Raw genomic sequence first — 22,680 nt, forward strand, 5'->3', positions numbered from 1 at the left:
ACGGGTTAGTTTAATTGGCTTACAACATCCTGCAATCGGTTATAGGCCATGTTCAGGCCCTGGGCAAAGGGAAGCTTGAGCACCTGATCCCGGTGCTCAACGGATTTGTAGACGATATGCATGGTGAGTTTGCTGGTGTCGTCAGAGAGACTTTCAAATTCCAGAAACTCAAGCTGAACGGGGAAGGACGTGTTTTCCATTTCAAAGGTCCGGGTGATTTTCTGTTCCGGTACAAACTCATGAATCACCCCATTGGCCCGAAACACCACGTTTCCCTGGGCATCGGTCGTTTCAAACTGATAACTGCCGTGCTGTATACTGTCGAGTTTCAGCACATTGGTTCCCATCCATTGCGCAACGATGTCAGGCTCTGTGTAGGCCCTGAACAGTAATGCCAGCGGCAAGTCAAATTCTCTGGTAATCACCAGATCCTGTTTTCCGTCTTCGGCATTGATTCTTGTTTTTAGTGCCATGCCAGCTTACTCTTTGGGGGTATAGTTTTTCATGATCGTTTCCAGCGTATTGAAGCGGTCGTCCCACAGCTTACGGAACGGCTCAAGGAAATCGGCTATTTCTTTCATCTTATTGAGATTCAGGTGATAATAGATTTCACGGCCGTTTTGCTCCTGCGCAAGCAGTTCACATTCAGTGAGTATCTGCAAGTGTTTTGATACGGTAGGTCGGGCAGTGTCAAAGTTGGCCGCTATGGCGCCGGCCGTCATGGATTGCGACGCCACCAACAGAAGAATGGCCCGTCGGGTCGGATCGGCTATGGCCTGGAATACATCTCGTCTTAGGTTCATCGCGTAGCTATTTGACTACAAATATATGTGTAGTTATTTGGCTACACAAATGGTAGAAATGAACTTTTGGTAAGGAAAGACTAATGTCCGGTGAAGAACGCCTGGTCAACTTAAGTTTTATAATTGACTATTAATCCAAAGCTAATCACGCTTTAACCTCGACCGGCCACTTTTGTATTGTCGTTACGGCGAGCCCGTAACAAAGCCATTGAGGAAGGTTTAGGAATAAAGTGCATAGCAAACACCCCGGCTGCCTTGCGGCCGGGGCTGTTTTTTTTGATACGTACCCGCAAAAATTCGAGGGGTAGTCAGAGTGGTGTCAGGTTCGGAACCTGACACCACTCTGACTACCCCTCAATTGTACAGACCAATAAAATCAGTGCAGATCCGCGACGGCCTCTTGAGCAGCCAGCGCTGAACGGACCTGGGCTGCAATCTCCACGGAACGCAATCGGGCCTTATGGTCGTAGATAGGCGCGGTGAGAATCAGCTCATCGGCCTGCGTTTGGGTGATCAGGTTGGCCAGCGCCTGTTGAACTGTTTCGGGCGAGCCCACCGCCGAACAGCCCAGCACCTGCTCAATACCCGCTAATTCATAATCGGCCCAGAGCGTAGTCAAATCGTCGACGGGCGGTTGCATCTGGATGGATTTACCCCGCCGAATGTACATAAACTGCTGCTGTACCGACGTAAACAACCGTTCGGCCTCCGCGTCGGTATCGGCCGCGACGACGTTGACCGCTACCATGGCATACGGCTCGGCCAGATAAGCGGATGGCTTGAACCGCGTCCGGTACATGTGCAGCGCCCGCATCAGTTCGGCCGGGGCGAAATGAGACGCGAAAGCGTAGGGCAATCCAAGCATGGCGGCCAACTGCGCTCCGTACAGGCTGGAGCCCAATATCCAGACCGGGATGTTCAGGCCTTCGCCCGGAACGGCATGGACGTAGGGGTTGGTATCGTCGTCGGGCTGGAAGTAGTTCATGAGTTCCAAAACATCCTGCGGGAAGGAGTCGGCGCTCATCGGGTCGCGCCGTAAGGCTCGGGCGGTAGCCTGGTCGGAACCCGGCGCCCGTCCTACGCCCAGGTCAATACGTCCGGGATACAATGACTCCAGCGTACCGAACTGCTCGGCGATGACCAGCGGTGAGTGGTTCGGCAGCATGATACCGCCGGAGCCCACCCGAATCGTTTTTGTGCCCCCGGCAACGTAGCCAATTACCACCGACGTAGCGGCACTGGCAATGCCCGGCATGTTGTGGTGTTCGGCGAGCCAGTATCGGTTGTAACCCCACTGCTCGGCGTGCTGAGCCAGATCGAGCGAATTACGCAGCGCCTGCGTTGCCGTACTGCCGGCAACGATGGAGGAGAGGTCCAGAATTGAAAAGGGAATCATACGTGATGTATCTAAAAAATATCAACCGCTATCATAGGCAGTCATCCGGTACTGGATGATCAGGCTTGTATCTATTGCCGACGACCATGAATGACTGGCATAGACAGAACGGTACCGGTTCGCAATTCATTCCCGATTCGTTAACAGACGTGGCTATGATTCCTGCCATGACGGCTCTACTTTTGCGGCTTATTCATCAATTGGCATGACACGTCGCATAGTACTAACTAGTCTGGTTGTCGCCCTGGCAGCCTGCTCTCCCAAGACCAACCCGGCGACAAAGTCGGGCGGAACCATCAATTATTTTGACTATAAGCCGAATCAGCCTGCGCGCATCAGTGCGCACCGGGGTGGGGGCGACCTGAAAGGGTATCCCGAAAACTGCATTGAATCGTTTCAATACCTGGCCCAGCAGATCGGTACGCCAGCGCGGCCGGTGATTATTGAATGCGACATCGACCTGACCAAAGACAGCGTACTGGTGATGATGCACGACGCCACCCTCGACCGCACCACGACCGGTACGGGGAAGCTGATCGAGAAAACATACGCCGATATTCAGCAGTACCGGCTGGAAGACAACATGGGTAATATAACACCCTACAAAATCCCGACGCTGGAGGAGGTGTTACGTTGGGGGAAGAACAAGGTAACGTTTACTCTCGACGTAAAACGGAACGTATCGTTTGCGAAGGTGGTAGAGATGATTCACAAAACCGGCACCGATGCCATTGCGGCTGTGATTACCTATAACGCGCAGGACGCGGCCAGGGTCCACCAGCTTGACCCGAACCTGATGATTTCGGTCACGATCCGCAACCGGGCTGAATACGATCGGCTGCGCGAACTGGGCGTTCCCGACAACCGGATGATTGCCTTCGTGGGCGTAAAAGAACCGGATAAGGAGCTGTACCAGTTTCTGCATGAGAAGGGTATCGCCTGCATCCTTGGTACGCTCGGTAACCTCGATAAACAGGCCGCTGCCCGGGGTGATCAGGTGTACAGGCAGTTCGTCCAGAACGGTGCCGACATCATGTCCACCGACCGGCCGCTGGAAATGGCGAAGGCGTTGTACTGATTCCCAGGTTAAGACACCTAATCCATCAATAAAAGGCCCCGAACGATCCTCGTTCGGGGCCTGGCTATCAGTTGGATAAAGAATGGTAATTAATGCTCTGGTTGGTTTGGGGCTTACACGTTGTTCAGCAGGCAGCAGTTACAGCTACGATTGCCTGCTACGTAACTGGTCGATCAGGCTCATTGCCCCTTCCCGGTAAAAAGACGATGCTTACTGGCGGGCGTAGTAATAGATTGCCGCCGGTACGTTATTCTTAATTTCACTGACAGTATAGTAACCGGCACCGTCTACTTTCCAGCCGATGGCTTCACCTCCCGGCTCCTCCGTATAGGGAAGTGTCTGTGGGGCCGTCGTCAGCAACTGGGCAATGGTCTGACTCGACGAACTTTTCTTCCAGTAGTAGACCGTGTTATAGTTCTTGATCAGTACTTCCTGACCGTTGTTGGAAATGTCGCCACCCGTTGCCGTCAGGATGTTCAGGCTGCTCAGACGCGTCAGCGTGTTGGTGCCGGATTCTTTATAGCCGGCAGCCGCCCGGTACACGCCACCTTTTACGGGGTTGCTGACCTTGTTTTCGCCATTGTCCTCTTTAGTAATAAAGTACAGGTCGCCGTTGGTATCGACCATCAGCGTTTCGCAATTGTGCCTGCCATCGGCGTAGGCAAAGTCCAGCTTCTCCACTGCACTGTTGCTCAGGTTTATCGTGGTAGGCAGCGACTTGCCGGTGATCGACGGTTCAACGAAGCGGTACACGTAGACGACGCTGTTGGACAGGTTATTATTGCCAACGTCGGCCACGTATACGTACCAGGTGTTGGGCTGAGGGCCGCGCCCAACGGCAATGTCTTCCCAATCGCGGTTGGCGTCGGGCAGGTTGATGGTCGCTTTAGTGGTGCCCTGGCTATCGATGAGGTAGATTCTGTTGGGATTGCCGCTGTCTTCGTGTACCCACATATAGCCGGAGTTCGTACGGCTCATGGCCAATCCGGAAATCTCGTTGAGGTTACCATCTTTGACGGTGCCGAGCTGGCGTCGGGCGGCAAAGTTGGCCGTAGCGCTAACCCTGGCACCTGCGTTAACGGACGATTCCGTTACGACGGCCTCATCGGGCTGGCAGGAGAGTGTGCTGAGTCCGAGGAGGGCCGAGGCTAAATAGAAGAACTTTTTCATCGTACTTCGTTTGTTTGATCTGGTTGACATTGTCTGGTTGAATGACGCTGCTAAGTACCAGCTTCCTTGTCCGTCTTGCTAACACTCCTGTTGCATTTATTGCCACGTATGTTTCATCTTATACAAAAAGCCCGGTTCCCGGGCTTTTTGTAAGATAATCAAGGTGATTTGTTTACCGTTTGAGCACCTTAACCGTCTGCCGACGCGTGGCTGTGCTTACCTGCAGGAAGTAATGGCCGGCTACCTGGCCTACCCGTACGCGTTGCCGGCCATTGGCCTGCGGGGCGTTCAGGTGTTGCTCGCTGATCAGGTAGCCCCGCTCATCGCTCACCGCCAGCCGTACCGCTTCGCTGCCCGCACCGGCAAGCACTACGTCGACCCACTCACTCTCGGTGGGGTTGCCCAGCACCGTCACCTGCAACGCTTGAGGGGCCGGTTCAGCTACCCCCTGACGAGCCCCGCAGGCCTGCACCGTCACGGCAATCGCCGACGAGACAACTACCCCACACTCGCCCGTCACCCGAACGAAGTACTGCTCACTCTGACTGACCCTGACCAGCGTCAAACTCGCCGTGGTCGTGCCGGTTTGCCGACTGGCGTTTTCGGCCAGTTTGTTCTGGTTGGCGACGCTACCCCGGAACCACTCATACTTCAGGTTGGTGCCGGTGGCCTGTACCGTCAGCGTGACATTACTGCCTGAGCAGGCCGTCTGGCTGGTTGGGTTCGCAAGTAGTTGAGTCATAGTATTTACCGTCAGTGTGAAGCTGGTCGGTACGCTTTCGCAGCCGGTGGCCGGATCAAACTGGGTGACCATGAAGGAATACGTACCAGGTTGATCGAGTACCACACTGGACGAGGGTAGCAACTGCCCGCTAGCCTGATAATAGCGTACTGTATAGTTGTTGTTGGTGCGACTCACATACTGGCTCAGATTCACCGGGGTGGCATCGGGACACAACTGGCGACGGGTGGAGGTCGGTGGGGGCGAAACCGGGCGCTGGTTAACCGTCAGGTACGTTTCCCGCTGCTCAACCGTACTACCATCAACCCCCGTAATGCGAACGATGTAGCGACCCGCTTTGCCGCCGTCCGTAACCTCGACGGTATAGTCAGGGGTGGTCGCCTGGACGGGTTGTCGGGGGTCGGCGCTGTTCTTGAACCAGGCGTAGGTCACGCCCTGGTCGGGGGTGACGCGTACTGAAAAGGTAACGCTACTGCCGACGCAGGCTGTCTGATTGGCCGGTGCCTGAACCACTGTGAACGAGGTGGTCGGGCGAACGGTCAGTGCATAAACGCTACCCGTACCGCTGCAGCCGTTGGCATCGCTGGCCGGCACGGTGATCGAGTAGCTACCCACTTCTGTAGGCGTACCACTCAGTACCCCGGCACTGGACAGGCTCAGACTGGCCGGTAAACTGCCGCTACCCAGACTGTAACTGTAGGGTGCAGCGCCCCCCGACGCGGTAAAAGTCTGGCTGAAGGCCTGCCCGACTGTAGCCGTGCTGACAGCCGGGTTCGTTACCGTCAGCGTAGTAGGGGTACCCTGGTACTCGTAGGCGCCCCGGTCGATCACCCCACTGTTGAAGAAGCGGTTGTTACCTGCCAGATCGGTTCCGGGGCCGCTGGCTGCGCTGTAGGCTTGGTTGCTGCCGGTGTTGATGGCCGATGCACAGTCCCGCAGTTGAGTAGAGGTGGTCGAGGTAAAGGGTGAGAGGGTGGTGGTCAGGTTGTTGCCTGCGTCCGTGTAGCCCGTCACACTTGGCTCGAAGAGACTGTAGCTCACTGACAGACTCCTCCCGTCGTCGTGACCGAAGGTGCTGGCCCCGCCATTGCCAAACAGCACCGAGTTGACCAGTTGGGTGGTGTTCGACCCACTGTAGATGGCCCACCCACCCTGGGTAGCCTGGTTGCCCTGGAACGAGCAGTTGAGCAGCCGAGCATCACCACCACTGTAGACAGCCCCACCCTGCTTATCGGTGGTGTTGCCCACAAACGAACAGTTGATGAGCTGGCTATTGCGACTTCCCAGGTAGAGGGCTCCACCACCACTGAAGGCATTGGTAGCGGAGTTATTCACAAAGCGCGAGTTGATGATAGTAGCCGAGCCACCGTTAATATACACGGCTCCGCCCCCGTCACCATCATGACTCTGGTTGTTCTCAAAGACACAGTTAGTCAGCTTGAGCGTATTGGCATTATCATTGCTAAAAGAGATGGCGCCCCCATCGCGAGCAGCTGAGTTGCTCGCAAAACGACAGTCGTTGGCTTCCAGATTGCCTCCATTAGAAATATAGATGGCGCCCCCGCTGTAGTCTGTTGCTTTGTTATCGATGAACTGACAGCGGGTAAGTACCACCGAACTCGGCCCTAAGCTGAAGATGGCTCCATCCTCCCCCGTGTTATCCTGTAGCATACAGTCCGTCAGAGCCAGCTGAACCGTAGCATTGATATTGTTTTCTATGACAGTTCCGTCCGTAAGTGTATTCTGGCGAAAGGTCGTATTAGTGACGGTCAGTTGGATGGTACCTTCGTAGTTCTCAACTATAGATCCTCCCGCGTCGGTCACCTGCCCGGTAAATAAACTGCCCGTTACGCTCACGCTGCAGACACCCGTGTTGGCCAGGGCAAGGCCACGAGCCGTCGTACCTCCATCGCCGAAGCGACACTGGCTGATATTCAGATTCCCGTTCCGGTTGTAGAGACTCCCTCCTGCTCCACTGCCTTCATTGTCAACAAAGAAGCAGTTGCGGATGCTCGGGCTGGCATCGACATTGTACAGACCACCGCCCTTTGTCTCCCCCCCCTGGACACCATAGGCATTACCCGCATTACCCCGGGTGATGACGAAGCCATCCAGCACTGTGCTCGCCGTCAGTCCTGGCTCGCTGCGCAGCACGTGGCCGCTGTTATCGCTTCTGATTATAGGGAAATCGTTGGTCTGACCGATGTCGCCCGAGAGGGTGCTGCTCGACGGAGACCCCGTCACCGGGTTGACCGCCGGGCGATCAACCAACTGGTCCTCAGTGCCCGCAAAGCCCCCATACAGACTAACACCTTCTTTCAGGATAAAACTGATTGACTGGTCGGTGCCCGTCGTGGGTTTATAGAGCCCCTGGGCCACCCAGACCTGAGCCCCGCAGGTGGCCGCCGTGTTGATGGCCGTTTGTAGAGACGTACCGGCAAAGGCGTTGGCCCAACTACTGCCATTCTGCAAGCCCGCTCCGTTCTGGGTCACAAACACCACCGTGCCGCAGGGGAGAGCCGCGTTGCTCACCGTCAGGCTGTACGCCGTGGTGGCAGTACCTACACAGCCGTTTTGATCCTGGGCGCTGACCAGCACTGAGTAGCTACCTGCTACGGTGGGCGTACCACTCAGCACACCACTGGCCGACAGGCTCAGACTCGAAGGCAGGTTGGCGCTGACCACCGAGAAGCTGTAAGCACCACTGCCCCCCTGAGCCGTGAAGCTCTGGCTGAAGGGCTGGCCCACTGTGGCCGTAGCAACGCTGGGATTACTCACCGTCAGAGTGGTAGGGTTACCCTGGTACTCGTAAGCGCCCATGTCAATCACTCCCCCGCTGAACAGCCGAGTGTTACCCGCCAGATCGGTAGCCGGTCCATTGGCCGAACTATAGGCATCATTGCTGCCGGTGTTGATTGCCGGTGAACAATTGCGCAGTTCGGTTGACGTGGTGGACGCAAACGGCGTAACAGTCGTAGTCAGGTTGTTACCTCCATCGGTGTAACCGGTTGTGCTGGATTCTACCAGACTAGAACGGACTGACGCATTACTACCGTCCACGGTCACGAAAGCCTGAGAGCCACTGTTGCCGTAGAAGACACAATTACTAAAGAGGGTGGAACCATAATCGCTAAAAAAGACACCCCCGTTAGTTCCCTGATTAGCCTGAAAGGAACAATTAATAAACTGAGTATTCTGACCTATTCCGAAGATAGCCCCGCCCCGATTGGCTTGATTTTTCAGAAACGAGCAGTTAATCAGCAACGGATTTTCACCGCCGAAAGTTAAAGCCCCACCACTGCTGGCCGAAGTATTGCTTATGAAAGAGGAATTGATTATAGTCAGAGGACCGCGGTAGGCAGAGATGGCTCCACCACCGTCTCCACCTAAACTATGGTTGCCCTCAAAGTCACAATTGGTCAGCTTCATTTTTTGATCGCTATTGTAGTAGATAGCTCCGCCATCAGACGTAGATGAATTGCCTACAAAGCGGCAATCCGTGGCTTCCAGTCCTGGCTCATCCATCCACAAGGCGCCCCCTGAATCATCCGTTGCCGAGTTATTGATAAACTGGCAACGGGTAAGCACCACCGTACCCTTCGATCGATGGTAGATTGGGCCGCACCACTCAGACTGGTTGTTTTCAAATAAACAATCAGTCATTTTCAATTCCAGAGAACCATCATAGAAACTACAGACAGAGCCAGTGTAGGAACCCCTGTTTCCCCGGAAAGTAGTATTATTAATAGTGAGCGTGATGGTTCCATCATTGTAAACGACACCAGCGCATTCTGATACCTGATTTTCGAATAAAGAGTTGGTAATTGTCAGGCTGCTGGTTCCTAAATTGGCAATGGAACCTCCTCTGCCGGCTTCATTGTCTCCGAAACGGCAGGCAGTAAGCAGAGGATTACTTGTGATGTTGTAGATAGCTCCACCCTCGTTGCCGGCACTGTTGTCAAGAATCCAGCAGTTACGGATAGTCGGGCTGCTTCCCTCGTTGTAGATTGCCCCGCCGTTTCCGGCTCCTGAGCGGTTGTCTTCATAGCTGGCCGCACCTTGAGTAATGACGAAGCCGTCCAGAATAGCGCTGGCAGTCAAGCCTGGCCCGTTGTAAAGTATATGATTACTATTGTCGCTGGAATAGCCCTTATTGCCAGGTGTACCGATGTCGCCACTGAGTGTGCTGCTGCTTGGCTGCCCCGTAACGGGGTCAACCGCTGGCCGGTCACTCAATAGCTTTTCAGTACCGCTGAAGCCGCCATAGATGGCTACTCCTTCTTTCATCGTAAAGCTGATGGTGCGGTCCGTGCCGGTGGTGGGTTTGTAAAGACCCTGGGCCACCCAGACCTGAGCCCCGCAGGTGGCCGCCGTGTTGATGGCCGTTTGCAAAGACGTACCGGCAAAGGCGTTGGCCCAGCTACTGCCATTCTGCAAACCGGCTCCGGATTCAGTCACGTACACTACGTCTCCACAATCAGTTGGAGTGGCTGTCTGGTTATGGGTTGCTCCTCTACCTGTAAACCCGTTTGCGGCAGAATAATTGCCGGTCTGAGCAGGAAGTCCGCTACGTACCCCCAAAGCAGATACTCTGATCCCATTTCGCAACCGCTCACCCCGCTTAGCGTTACCAACCCGCACCGCATTCAGGGGCGCGGGGGCGCTGCTCATGGGCTGGGAGAAGGTCAGCTCTCCATTGGTCGCGGCCGGAGGGTTCCGCTGGTTCCGCGCGGGGGGTAAACCGGTGATCGCAGGTGTCTGCGCAAAGCTGGCTTGTGCCAGCAGCAGACCCATGAATAGACAAAGCAGGTAATGGTTTTTCATACAGTGATTTGAAAAGATAGGTTTAACTACCAGGAGCGCCTAGGCTGCTGGAAAACAGATAAGCAGGATGGCCATCAACGGGAATACATTGGGTAGCGCAAACGTGATTGTCTGTTTCGCTCGGCAAGTACGTAATGACTGGCAACGACACGCTACCACTGTCGTTACATTCTTTGCCACTAATGTTACATCGCGTAATTGTTTACCAGAAAATACCTTTGACTAACCCTATACAAGGCGCTTTTGGGCAAGCTGAGCTACGGCCCGACTCGTAGGTTAGGGGGCGCTCGACAGCCGTTGGCGAGCAATAAGGATTTAGACCGAAGGGGGGTAGGCAGTCCAGCAATCTTGGTAGCTGGCAGCTCAGCCTGGCTTGACAACTGGCTTCGTACCAAATTCAGTTTTGGGGAGGGGATAGTAAAATGAGTTCTCTGTCGGTAGAGAAGCAGGCCTACTACCTGCTTCTCTACCGATACTCATGGCCGCAAAGAAGGGGGCGGTTACAGCATCAGCGAGAAGAAAACCGTTCCGGAACAATCATTCCTGTCCATTATTGGTACGTAGCCTGAAAAACCATGGACGCTGACAGGTCTGTTAGTTAACCGACGTAGTCGTCTTGCCGTATTGAGACGGCAGAACCCCATACCGTTCCTGAAACACCTTGGCAAAATAAGATAGGTTCTCAAAGCCAACGGCAAAGGCAATCTGTGTTACGCTCTGACTACCCTCGTTCAGCATCTCGACGGCTTTTGCCAATCGAATGTCACGGATAAACAGGGTAGCCGTGGTATTGGTAAGTGCCTTGAGTTTCCGGTGTAACTGAACCCGGCTCAGGTTAACGGCGTCGGCCAGAAGCTCGACACTGAAATTGACATCGTCCAGATGCTGAACAGTCACTGCCGTCAGCCGGTCCAGAAACTGTTGCTCGGCGGCTAACAGGGCTGGTTTGGCTGGTAAAACAGGCGTCTGGTCTGAAGTTCCGGCCTGGGCTCGCTCCGCAAAATACTGGTACAGGCGTTGCCGCTGCCGAATCAGGTTTCGTACCCGAACGTTCAGTTCCTCCCGGTTGAACGGCTTGGTCAGGTAGTCGTCGGCTCCCAGTTCAAAGCCTTCCAGCCGGTCCTCCGTGGCTGCTTTGGCTGTCAGCATCACTACCGGAATGTGGCTGGTAACCGCCTGACTTTTTAACGCACGGCAAAAACCAAACCCATCGAGCCGGTGCATCATCAAATCGCAGATCACGACGTCAGGCAGGGTGGCCGTAGCCTGTTCCAGTCCGTCCTGCCCGTCGACGGCTTCCATAATCTGATAGTCGCCCTCAAAAATACTCCGCACGTATGCCCGGATGTCGGCGTTGTCGTCGATGATAAGCAGTACGTTCTCCTGGGCAACCGCGCTCGGGGCTGGGTGATCGGTCCGGATGGGGATGTCAAAACCAGACGGTGACATTGGCTGTCGATAAGCGTCCGAAGGAGCCGGATGCAGGTGCGCTTGCTGCATTGGAGGGCGTTCTGGGGCTGCCACTGCCTGATCGGGTGGGGTGGTGGCTATCAGCGGCATGGTTACACGGAACGTAGTGCCAACGTTTTCGGTGCTTTTGACTTCAATACGGCCGCCCAATACGTTCGCCAGCTCGTGAACCAGGGCCAGCCCAATACCTGTTCCTTCGTAGGGGCGGTTAATTTTACCGTCTACCTGGTAGAAACGCTCGAAGATGCGGGCAAGGTGTGCAGGCGGGATACCGATCCCAGTATCTTCAACTGCGAAGGTGAACTGTTGAGGGTCGTAACGAACGCTCATACGTACCTCGTTGCCCGACGGGGTGAACTTAAACGCGTTGGCGAGCAGGTTGTTTACGATGGTTTCCAGCTTGTTGCGATCGAACGTAGCCCAGTACACATCCTGGTTCTGGGAGAATGAGAACCGAATCCGCTGACTTTCGGCCAGCGACTCAAATGACGACGCCTGGGTTCGGAAGAATGCCGCCAGATCACCCGGCTCGGGCTGGGGCTTTAGCTGACCGGCTTCCAGCTTGCTGAGGTCCAGCAATTGGTTGATCAGGCCCAGCAGCCGGTTGGTATTCCGCTCCATCAGCGGCAGCAACGGCTCAAGAGGAAATTTTTGTTTTAAGTCGGCCAGTGGGCCAACCAGTAGTGTAAGCGGAGTCCGGAACTCGTGGGAAATATTGGTAAAAAACTGAGTCTTTACGGCGTCCAGTTCCTGAAGCTTGTCGACTTCTACTTTCTCCCGAATCAGGGCATTCGCCGTTGCGATACGCTCTTTGATATATGACCGCACAATACGACCCAGCACCAGCGACATAGACACCATCTCGATAGCCAGCGCTAACAGCGCCAACTGGCTGATGACTGGTCGGTAGGGAATGACAGAGAGGGATTGTAGCTGAAACAGAAAGAAAGGAACGGTACAGAGGGCAATCGGCAGGACAAAATGAACGGCTGACCTCGATTTAGTGAACCAGATCAGGAACGCATTGAGGAAAAACAGGCCATACATCATCGTCACGATGATGGCGTTGAACCGGCCAACTGCTGCATTCTGAACAAAAAAGGGCATGACCACACCTACTGCGCAGACACCCATGATACCCAGCAGGAGCCACCGCAATGGCCGAAACACCTGTCGATTATCCAGGAGGCTGTACATCCAGGCAGCTAGTCCCAGTGGCATCAGGCGACCCATTCCGTAGTGCATCCATTCCAGCAGCGAAGGGTGGCCCGAGAAAATGATCGGGTAAATTCCGGTGCGGGAGAGCGTCGATAGGTAAAGCAGAAACGTACAGACAGCGTAGAAACGAAACTGCGGGTCGGGAATGAAGCGAGCCAGCACGAAGTTGTTCAGCGACCGGAGGATGAACAAACCCAGAAACATCCAGATCGCAAAGATGATGACCCGGCCTTTGCTGAGGTTATAATACTCGTCCCAGACGGTCACCTTGCCAAACATGGCCAGACTGCTCTTGATCCGGAAATAAACGGTAACGGGCGTATTGGGCGGAAGTTCGACACGAAAAAAGGGGGTCGTGGCAAAAAAGCCCTGATCGACGTAGGGCCGCTTCAGGCCGCCGGTCTGGTGCCTGACCTGGCCATTGGGATAGACCAGATACAGATCGACGTAATCGAGCGTGGCCGCATCGAGTAACCCTACCAGCCAGTGCCGCGTATTTTCTTTGTTACGGTTAAGTAATTGGAACCGGAACCAGTAAGCATTGTCACTGAAGCCGTACTGGAAGTTTTCTGTTGTACTGGGTATAAAGTCGGTACGTTGTCTAACCTGTGCCAACGTCAATCGCCCGGTTTTATCTTCCAGAACAGCCTTATGCAGACCAATCGGAATAAATCGGGTGGTATCGTACAAAATGGTTGTTTGCCTGGCAACGCCCCGTTCTGAACGCGTTCCCGTAGCCGCTACGTTGGATTGTTGTGCCCTGTTGGGTTGCGCCAAAAGAATAATTGGACAAAAAAGCAGCAAAAAGAAGAAACGCATCAGCAAAGGAAGGGTTATGGCAACAAAACGTCATTTAAAGTTACGTACGGCGGGCCTGTTCCGATTGCTGTTCCGGTACGAATCTGACCAGGAACAAGAAAATAGGGTTGAAAATTATACAATATGTAAACGCAAACATATAGGTATGAACTATAAATAGTCAATGGCATACCCGTGCTCTACGCGTTACTGAAACCAGTGTTAAATACGAGCAGTTAGCTACCTCCTTCATCGTGTTAGGCCAGTCAATCTACGGAGTACCAGAACAAGCAAAACAGCGGCCTGAGCCGCTGTTTTTGTTTGACGTAAATGTAGTGAAAAGCCCTTAAGCGGCTTCGGTCAGATAAAGTTCCTGCGTAGCCAGCGTCGTGACGGCTGGTCGAGCCAGGTTTTGTAGTGCCTGTCGCCCGGTATTCCACCGGCGGATTACGTTCATCTCCCGAACGGCAACGGCGTCTCTGGGCTGATTGGCTTCGGCGTAATATTCCGGCATCCGGGCTGTCATCTGGCTTACAATCTCCCCAATCGTACCTGCCAGAATCAGGTTGGGGTAGTAGCGGGCTACCTGAATCAGTGCCCGGCCGATAGACGCCGTGTAAAACGCACAGTCGATGTCCTGATGCCGAACCGGCACGCCGTCGTGCAGGCGCTGTAGCTTCACTCCGCCGTCTTCCAGTTGATCCGACACGGGAGTGCTTCCCTCGGGTTGTGGAAACACCGTATCCACTTTACGTTTGAAACTGTGCCACCAGGGCGGTGTGCCCGATGGGTTCAGTGTGTCGCAGAAGATAATGCGTTGCGGCCGGTCGGGGTGCACAGGATTCATCACAAGCAGGGCCGCGCCCAGATGCCGGTCGTCGGCGGCATGGCGACGCTGAATCACGAAGCAGTGGGGCTGCTGCTCGCCGGTTTCGTGCAGGTGCTCAGCAATGGCTTTTACCATCCGCAGCGAATCCTCCATGTATCCCTCCGTAATGACGTGAATGGGCAACTGGGCGGGTAGCCGGGCTTCCTCCTGCAACTCATTGGCAATCAGCGTCAGGGCGGTGTTGTCGGACCGGCGGGTGCCAAAGTACATACCAATGTCTTCCCGAACCTGACCTTCGGGCATATCGGTCAGCGCGATAGTGTCGCCGTGATCCCCCTGGCGGCTTTTGGAACTGTATCGGAACGGAATTTCCAGGTGCTCGCGGTGCGCGGCCAGGTTGTAAATACGGCGCTCAAACTTAGAAAACAGCGGTTCGTAGGCGTCGTACTGAAAATACACTTCCTCTACGGGGCGGAGCAGATGCCGGGCAATGGCTTCCCGTTCGAGTAGCTGCTCGAAAGCATCGCTGGTATGAATAAAAAAAGTTCGCAGGGCCCCTTGTTCAACAAATTCGTCGACATCACTGCCGGTTACATGGGGTTTTTCGGAAACGGTGCCGTGCTCAATCCAGTCTCTCAGGAACTGTCTGACGGCCTCGTCGAAGGCGCAGTTGGCCTCTTCGGCTTGTTCTTTTGGGTAGCTTGTCAGGCTTAGGGGTTGATTCTCAATCGGACACACTCCGTCAGAGACGGTCCGAAACTCTTTGTGCATAGGGCGGGGTACGGTTCTGAAGTGAAGTTGTGCAAATTACAGATTTTGCGGCATTTTTTTATACGTATCACCTATATAAGCGAACATATAATTCGGCTTAATTAGTTGCGATTGGATGGGGCGTTTTTAAAGAAAAATTGTGCTTGAATCGGTGTTCCGGCAACCCCTGCTGATCTGCCTTTTCCCAAGTTTTTGCCCTCACTTCTAAACCATTCGGTCTTTAATCGCATTGATTTAATAGAGCCAATGGAGTAATTCAATGGAACTGCTATGAATGGCTCCGTTCTAGACCAACTACGCTATGAAACATAATCGACTTGTCATCATCTCCTATCGGTTGCCGTTCTCGATCAAAACCCAGAACCGGGTTACGACAATCAAACCGTCGGCCGGTGGACTCGTTACGGCTGTTAAATCGCTGGATCTGAGTGCATCGGCGGAAAAGCCAATCTGGATTGGCTGCGCTGATTTTACGCAGCGAACGTGGGAAAAATACCGACAGGAAGTTGGCGATGAGTTCGAATATGTTCCCGTTTTTCTCGACAAAGCTACCAACAAAGGGTTCTACAACGGATTTGCCAATTCGGTGCTGTGGCCGTTGTTTCACTACTTTCCATCTTTTGTCGATTACCATGATGAGTACCTGACGGCCTATCAGGCGGCCAATCAGGCAGTTTGCCAGAAAGTACTGGAGCTGTTGAAGCCCGGCGATCTGGTCTGGGTGCACGACTATCATTTTCTGGCCCTGCCCCAGTTGATTCGCGAGAGTGCGCCAACGGCTACCATCGGGTTCTTTCTGCACATCCCGTTTCCGTCCAATGAGTTGCTGAAGCTCTTGCCCAAGCGTTGCCGGAACTACCTCCTGACGGGGCTGCTGGGCGCAGATCTGATCGGGTTTCATACCAACGACTATATGATTCATTTTCTACAGTCGGTTCAGTTGACGCTTGGTTTACCCCACACGCTCGCCCGAATTCAGCATCAGGACCGCAACGTGCAGTGCCAGGCTTTTCCGATTGGTATCAATTATTCGCTCTTCTACGATGCCTACGATAAGCCGGAGGTGGTGCGGGAGCGGGAAGAGTTGAAAAAGTCGTATCCGGGCAAAATCATCTTTTCCGTCGACCGGCTCGATTATACCAAAGGGGTCATGCAGCGCCTGGACGCTCTGGAGGTCTTTTTGCAGGCCCACCCGGAGTGGAAAGAAAACCTGGTGTTTATTCTCGTCGTGGTGCCGTCGCGGGACGAAATTCAGACATATTGGGAACGGAAACAAATGATTGAGCAGGCCGTGGGACGTATCAACGGAAAGTTTGCTACGCTGACCTGGGTGCCGATTGTCTACCGATACGGATCCCTGGCGTTTCCGCAGTTGCTGGCCCTGTACACGGCCTGCGACGTAGCTATGATCACGCCACTCCGCGACGGCATGAATCTGGTAGCCAAAGAGTTTATTGCCTCCCGCCAGGATCAGCGCGGGGTTCTGCTGCTGAGCGAGCTGACCGGAGCCGCCAACGAACTGGGGGAAGCCCTGCAGGTTAACCCACTCGATGAATACGAAGTGGCCGACCAACTAGACCGGGCGCTGACCATGCCGTCTGAAGAGCAGCGACGCCGGATTTCGGTGATGCAGAAGCGAATCTCCGATTACGACGTGAAGCAATGGGCCGGCGATTTCTTCGATGCATTGCTGGTTAGTCAGCGGGGAAAAGAAATCAGTCACGTTCGTATGTTGAAAGGACCAAGTAAGCAGAAACTGATGACGGCTTTCGATCGCGCGCAGAACCGGTTGCTGCTCATCGACTACGACGGAACGCTTGTTGAATTTACGGACGTACCCGATCAGGCGGCTCCGTCCGTTGAGGTAATCAATCTGCTTAAGGAACTGGCCAACGACCCACGTAATAAGGTGATCATCATCAGCGGGCGGGCGCACCAGACCCTCGACCGCTGGCTGGATGGGTTGCCCGTCGATATTGTGGCTGAGCATGGTACGTTTATCCGGCAGGAGGGAAGCTGGCGTAGTTCCGTGTTGGGCGACAGCGACTGGAAAGAGACTGTGCGCCCCATGATGAATGATTTTGTGAGCCGATGCGCCGGTTCGTTTATTGAGGAGAAAACCCATTCGCTGGCCTGGCATTACCGCAACGTAGGGGAGGAACTCGGCTTTCTGCGGTCCCGCGAGATGGTCACTACACTTGAAGCGCTCCTGCCGCACCAACTACGGGTAATCGACGGCAATCGGGTGGTAGAGGTGAAAAATGCTGACACCGACAAAGGCCGGATGGCGAAGCAACTGGCCTTGGGTAACCCTTATGAGTTTGTGCTGGCCATCGGCGACGACCGTACCGACGAGGATATGTTCCTGGCCCTGGCTGGTCCGAATCAGTATACCATCAAAGTAGGGCGGGGCGCAACGGATGCCCACTACCGGCTCGACTCGGTGCCGCAGGTGTTGTCCTTGTTACGCGAGTTCTCGGACCGGCAATCCGTGGCTGCTGTTGAGTAACATTCGTTTAAAATAACTTCTATGTATCGTCCTCACCCCCTGAAGAGAACTGATAGAGCCGGATGGTTCAGCCCCTTTCAGGGGGGGTGGGGGAGTAAACAAATAGGTTTAAACACATTGGGGCAGCCTGTCGACAGGCTGCCCCAATGCATAAAAATCAGGTGTTGATTGCGATTAATTGGCCACCACAATTACCGGGGGGACCATTTCGGGGTCATCCTCACGCGGTGATTTTTTCTTCAGCGCCTTACGGGCCGGTTTCTTCACCGCTACGTCGTAGAGATCGGTCCGGCGGTCCTTAACGACCTGAACGGAACCGTACTCGTGCAGTTCTTTCAGCAAGGACAGATCCACGTCGGCGATGATCATCAGCTCCGTGTTAGGAGTCGCTTCGGCCTTCACGGCGTTGGTCGGGAACTGGAAGTCCGACGGGGTAAATACCGCCGACTGCGCGTAGTTGATGTCCATGTTCTGAACCCGCGGCAGGTTACCCACGCAGCCCGAAATAGCCACGTAGCATTCGTTCTCGATGGCCCGGGCCTGGGCGCAGTGCCGAACGCGGGTGTAGCCGTTCTGCGTATCGGTCAGGAACGGCACAAACAGAATCTGCATACCCTGCGAGCCCAGAATCCGGCTTAACTCGGGGAATTCGACGTCGTAGCAGATCACGATGCCGATCTTTCCGCAGTCGGTATCGAACACGCGAATCTCGTTGCCGCCGACCATACCGTAGTGCCGCACTTCGTTGGGCGTGATGTGAATCTTACGGTATTCCTCCCAGCTACCGTCGCGCCGGCAGAGGTAGGCTACGTTGTACAGTTTGCCGTCTTCGACCAGCGGCATGCTGCCTCCCACAATATTCACGTTGTAGGAAATGGCAAACTCGCTCAGCTTCTGCCGAACCAGCTCCGTATAATCGGCCAGCTTTCGGATAGCCACCGGTTCAGGCAGGCCGTTGAAGTCGGCCATCAGGGGCGTATTGAAAAACTCCGGCAAGAGCAGAAAGTCGGCCCGGTAGTCACTCACGGCGTTCACGAAGAATTCAACCTGGTCGAAAAACGCCTGTAGATTCCGGAACGGACGCATCTGCCACTGCACCACACCGAGCCGGATGATGGAATCGGTATGGGGTTTCTTATGTTTCTCGTCGACGTAGTAGATGTTGTTCCACTCCAGCAGCGTTGCGTATTCCTTCGATTCGCTGTCGCCGGGCAGGTAGCCACGCAGGACCTTCTTCACGTGGAAGTCGTTCGACAACTGGAAGGTCAGAGTCGGATCGTAAATTTCTTTCTGCTTCACCTTCGCGATGTACTCGCGGGGCGATAGCTCGTCGGCGAACTTGTTATAGTTCGGAATACGGCCACCGGCCAGAATGCCCTTCAGATTCAATTGTTCGGACAATTCCTTACGAGCGTCGTAGAGTCGACGGCCCAGGCGCAGATCGCGGAAGTCGGGGTGAACAAACACCTCGATGCCGTAGAGATAGTCGCCATCTTCGTCGTGCGTTTTGAACGTGTAGTTGCCGGTGATCTCAGCGTAGGTATGGTTATCGCCGAAGTTGTCGTACTTGATGAGAATGGCCAGCGCGCAGGCAACGACCTTACCGTCTACCTCGACGCAGAACTGCCCCTCTGGAAACAGGGAAAGCAGTTTGTTGATCTTGCTTTTCTCCCAATAATCACCACCGATGCCACTGTAGACCTCGATCATGGCTTCTTTCAGATCGGGGTAGTCTTCTTTCTTTAAGTTTCTGGTTTGAATGTGCATATACGAACGCCTTGCATACAAATAACCCGTCTGGCCGCAAATCCGTTTCAATTTTCTGCGCGCGGGCGGTCTTTAACGGCTATTTAGCCGTCGTGAACGACCTGCAACATACGGATCAATTTCGACGGTTCACTCCCTCCGTTCAGCAATTCACTCCACTCGCCGACACAAGCTGAAACGGAGGCTGGTTAATGGGGTGGTAATCAACCCACATTTAACCACAACAAACCAACAAACAACCGTTTACTATGAAGAAGTTAGCGAAAGTTTCGCTCGTAGCCTGGGCTTCACTGGTACTACCCGCCCTTACGTTCATGAGTTGCCAGGATCAACTCGCCGAAGGTCCTCAACCCGCCAGCCGCAAAGGGGCCCGTACCGGTGTTGAAACGGGGCTGTCGGCCACTCAGATCGTTGTGAACAGTGCTGACCATACCCTGCTCGAAGCGGCTGTTGTGCGGGCGGGTCTGGCCAACGCCCTCAGCACCGGTACGCTGACATTGTTTGCCCCAACGGATGCTGCCTTCCAGCGGGCCGGGTTTGCCGATGTCAACGCCATCAACAACGCTGATATCAACGTACTCACCAAAATTCTGCTGTACCACGTAATCAGCGGCTGGAGCTTCGAGGCAGAACTGTTCCCGATGCGCCAGACGGGCTTCACGACCCTGCAGGGCGGTCAATTCCTCGTTACCCGCAACACCGCAGGCGTATCGGTGAATGGGATTCGCGTAACGCAGGGTAACCTGTTTGCGACCAACGGGGTGGTGCACGTGATCGACCGCGTGCTGATGCCGCCCATGGGCAACGTCGTTGAAACAGCCATCGGTAATCCGAACCTGTCGTATCTGGTAGCGGCCGTGATACGTGCCAGCCAGGGACCGGTCAACGTACTGCAGGTGCTGGGTACGACCCCGAACCTGACGGTGTTTGCCCCGACGAACCAAGCGTTTATCAACGCCGGTTTCCCGACAATCCAGTCAATCCAGGCAGCCGACCCGGCCGTGCTGACCAAAATCCTGACCTATCACGTCGTAGCCGTGCCGCAGTTCAGCCAGTTCTTTTCGGCTAACCTCACCAGCGGCAACGTACCCACCATTCAGGGCGGTAACGTAGCCGTTACGGTTGGCGGCAGTGGCGTGACTGTGAAAGGATTCAGCAACGCGTCGGCGTCGAACGTGGTCATCCCTGACGTGAATACGATCAACGGGGTCGTACACGTGATCGACCAGGTATTGCTGCCACAATAATCATTAGCCGTACTCACCGTTTTTTGTACTGTTTTCCCACTATTCACTGATCAGGTTGCCAGGCGGATGCAACCCGACACCTTCGGGAGTCGGGTTGCTTTGTTTGGGACAATCTTCGTTTGACCACTAATCGTATATTTACCAGCTACCAGCCTTAAGAAAAGTCAGACCATGTTTGCGCACCGGTATCGTTATGGGTTTATGCTCCTGCTGGGGGTGTATTCGTACCTGAATACACTGTACGTAGAAGCACTGACGAATTACCGCATCGACGCGCCCGAATGGGTTGTTGCCGCCAGTATTACCGCCATCGTCGTACTGGTATGGGAATCGAACCGCCTGCTCGAGGCCGCCGTGCCAACCCTCCGACGCCGGTTGCCGGTGTCGGTTCATCCGCTCATTGTTCAGTTTCTGGGGAGCTTGCCGCTGGTGCTGCTGACCGTAACGGCCCTAATCTGGTCGGTGGCTACCTTCTATCTGGCATTTACGCCGGATGGCCTGCGGCTTCCGTTAAAGTTAAGCCTGGTGTTCGGCTTTCGGGTTAACCTATTCCTGCAAACCGTCAATGCTGTCTATTTTCTGTTGAGACAATTCCGACAGGCGCAGCTCGAAGCCGCCGAACTGAAAAAAGTCAGCGTGCAGGCGCAGCTTCAACTTCTGAAAGCCCAGATCAATCCGCACTTTCTATTCAATAACTTCAACGTACTGAGTTCGCTGGTCGATAAAGACCCGAAGATTGCGCAGGAGTTTATTCAGCAACTGGCCAGCGTGTACCGCTACGTGCTGGATCAGAACAACAAGGAACTGGTGACGCTCGGCGAAGAAATGCAGTTTCTGCGGTCGTACGGCTACCTGCTGAACAAACGGTTCAATGGCGGGCTCCGCATCAACTTCGACGTACCGGATTCATACCTGCATTATTATATCGTACCGGTAGCGCTTCAGATGGTGTTCGAGAATGCCATCAAACACAACGTGAATTCGCACAGTCGGCCCCTGCATATCCGCGTGACGGTCGACGACTCACCCAGTATTATCGTGGTCAATAATATTCAGCCAAAAGCTGATGTAGAGCCTTCAACCCGAGTGGGTTTGGCAAACATTCGTCAACGGTATCAGTTTATTACGAAGCGTACGATCCATATTCTCCGTACGGAGGATACGTTTCGGGTCATCCTGCCATTACTACCGCTTCCTGACTGATGAATGCTTTACTGATTGAAGACGAAGACCTGGCGGCCGAGCGGCTGGCCAGTATGCTTCGCGATCACGATCCGGACATTCAGATCGTGGGTACACTCGACTCAGTGACCGATGCTGTGGAGTGGTTCTCGGCGCACCCACGCCCCGACCTGATTTTTCTCGATATTCAACTTTCCGACGGCATCGGGTTCAGTATTTTTAAACGGGTTATGATCAACAGTCCGGTTATCTTCACAACCGCCTACGATCAGTATGCCATCCAGGCGTTTTCGGTCAACAGCATTGACTACCTGCTCAAGCCGATCAACCGCGATCAACTCGGCAGGGCGCTCGATAAATGGCGGTCCCGGCTGATTCCCATGCCGGCATACCCACTCGATCTGTTTCAGGAAATTGCGCGGAACCTGGCCCGGATGTCGCAATCGTATAAATCACGGTTTCTGGTCCGGTACGGCGATCATATCCAGTTTAAAAACGTGAGCGATGTGGCCTACTTTTATGCCGATGGGAAAACGGTGTACCTCGTTACGCTCGACTCGAAACGATACATCATTGAATACACACTCGAAGAACTGGAAACGCAGCTCGACCCGGCCCGGTTTTTTCGGGTGAATCGAAAGGTTATTGCGCAGCTTCAATCCATCCGCGACATTCGGACGCACCTTGGTGGACGATTACGCCTGCAATTGCAGCCAGCCGCCGGCGAAGATGTCCTGGTCAGCCGCGAACGGGTGGCTGATTTTAAGTCCTGGCTGGAATATTGATGGTTTATAGTTTACGGTTTTCCGCGTTTCAGCATCGCCTGCAATGATGCGTCAGCCACCGTAAACAGCATACTGTAAACCGTAAACCGGA

At 54.3% G+C, this 22,680-nt stretch carries 13 protein-coding genes; 5 read left to right on the forward strand and 8 right to left on the reverse strand.

The window, feature by feature from the left end; translation table 11 throughout:
• Positions 1-5: 5 nt before the first annotated feature.
• The 3 genes from BN8_RS09275 to BN8_RS09285 form a co-directional block, all read right to left on the reverse strand.
• On the reverse strand, positions 6-473 hold the full coding sequence (locus BN8_RS09275; protein WP_009281584.1) for an SRPBCC domain-containing protein: 468 nt from the start codon (positions 471-473) through the stop codon (positions 6-8).
• A 6-nt stretch (positions 474-479) separates the two neighbouring features.
• A complete protein-coding gene (locus BN8_RS09280; protein ID WP_009281585.1) occupies positions 480-803 on the reverse strand; it encodes an ArsR/SmtB family transcription factor in 324 nt (107 codons plus the stop codon).
• Between the two features lie 376 nt (positions 804-1,179).
• Positions 1,180-2,199 (reverse strand): LLM class flavin-dependent oxidoreductase, encoded by a 1,020-nt coding sequence (locus tag BN8_RS09285; RefSeq protein ID WP_009281587.1) that lies wholly within the window; start codon positions 2,197-2,199, stop codon positions 1,180-1,182.
• Between the two features lie 205 nt (positions 2,200-2,404).
• Between BN8_RS09285 and BN8_RS09290 the strand changes: the two genes are divergently transcribed.
• On the forward strand, positions 2,405-3,277 hold the full coding sequence (locus BN8_RS09290) for a glycerophosphodiester phosphodiesterase family protein (RefSeq protein WP_009281588.1): 873 nt from the start codon (positions 2,405-2,407) through the stop codon (positions 3,275-3,277).
• A gap of 210 nt (positions 3,278-3,487) precedes the next feature.
• Here the strand turns inward: BN8_RS09290 and BN8_RS09295 are convergent, their stop codons facing one another.
• From BN8_RS09295 to BN8_RS09310, 4 genes are all read right to left on the reverse strand, one after another.
• Complete coding sequence (locus BN8_RS09295) at positions 3,488-4,447, reverse strand: YjiK family protein (protein WP_051041023.1); 960 nt, start codon at positions 4,445-4,447, stop codon at positions 3,488-3,490.
• Between the two features lie 172 nt (positions 4,448-4,619).
• On the reverse strand, positions 4,620-10,013 hold the full coding sequence (locus tag BN8_RS09300; RefSeq protein ID WP_144051633.1) for a right-handed parallel beta-helix repeat-containing protein: 5,394 nt from the start codon (positions 10,011-10,013) through the stop codon (positions 4,620-4,622).
• Between the two features lie 594 nt (positions 10,014-10,607).
• Positions 10,608-13,520, reverse strand: coding sequence for an ATP-binding protein (locus BN8_RS31625; protein ID WP_009281591.1), 2,913 nt, complete (start codon positions 13,518-13,520; stop codon positions 10,608-10,610).
• Between the two features lie 325 nt (positions 13,521-13,845).
• Positions 13,846-15,099: a hypothetical protein gene (locus BN8_RS09310; RefSeq protein WP_009281592.1), complete on the reverse strand. Its 1,254-nt coding sequence runs from the start codon at positions 15,097-15,099 to the stop codon at positions 13,846-13,848.
• Positions 15,100-15,400: 301 nt separating this feature from the next.
• On the opposite strand from BN8_RS09310, the gene BN8_RS09315 reads away from it, so the two are divergent.
• A complete protein-coding gene (locus tag BN8_RS09315; RefSeq protein WP_009281593.1) occupies positions 15,401-17,608 on the forward strand; it encodes a bifunctional alpha,alpha-trehalose-phosphate synthase (UDP-forming)/trehalose-phosphatase in 2,208 nt (735 codons plus the stop codon).
• Between the two features lie 174 nt (positions 17,609-17,782).
• Here the strand turns inward: BN8_RS09315 and BN8_RS09320 are convergent, their stop codons facing one another.
• Positions 17,783-19,375, reverse strand: a complete 1,593-nt coding sequence (locus BN8_RS09320) for a carbon-nitrogen hydrolase family protein (RefSeq protein ID WP_009281594.1) — start codon at positions 19,373-19,375, stop codon at positions 17,783-17,785.
• Positions 19,376-19,623: 248 nt separating this feature from the next.
• On the opposite strand from BN8_RS09320, the gene BN8_RS09325 reads away from it, so the two are divergent.
• The 3 genes from BN8_RS09325 to BN8_RS09335 all read left to right on the forward strand — a co-directional run bounded on the left by BN8_RS09325 (position 19,624) and on the right by BN8_RS09335 (position 22,589).
• Positions 19,624-20,622, forward strand: a complete 999-nt coding sequence (locus tag BN8_RS09325) for a fasciclin domain-containing protein (RefSeq protein ID WP_009281595.1) — start codon at positions 19,624-19,626, stop codon at positions 20,620-20,622.
• A gap of 171 nt (positions 20,623-20,793) precedes the next feature.
• A complete protein-coding gene (locus tag BN8_RS09330) occupies positions 20,794-21,825 on the forward strand; it encodes a sensor histidine kinase (RefSeq protein ID WP_009281596.1) in 1,032 nt (343 codons plus the stop codon).
• Positions 21,825-22,589 carry a LytR/AlgR family response regulator transcription factor gene (locus BN8_RS09335; protein WP_009281597.1) on the forward strand — a complete coding sequence of 255 codons (765 nt, stop codon included), beginning with the start codon at positions 21,825-21,827 and terminating at the stop codon, positions 22,587-22,589. The genes BN8_RS09330 and BN8_RS09335 overlap by 1 nt, the downstream gene beginning before the upstream one ends.
• The last annotated feature ends 91 nt before the right edge of the window (positions 22,590-22,680 follow it).

Source organism: Fibrisoma limi BUZ 3, from assembly GCF_000296815.2.
Classification (GTDB): Bacteria; Bacteroidota; Bacteroidia; order Cytophagales; family Spirosomataceae; genus Fibrisoma; species Fibrisoma limi.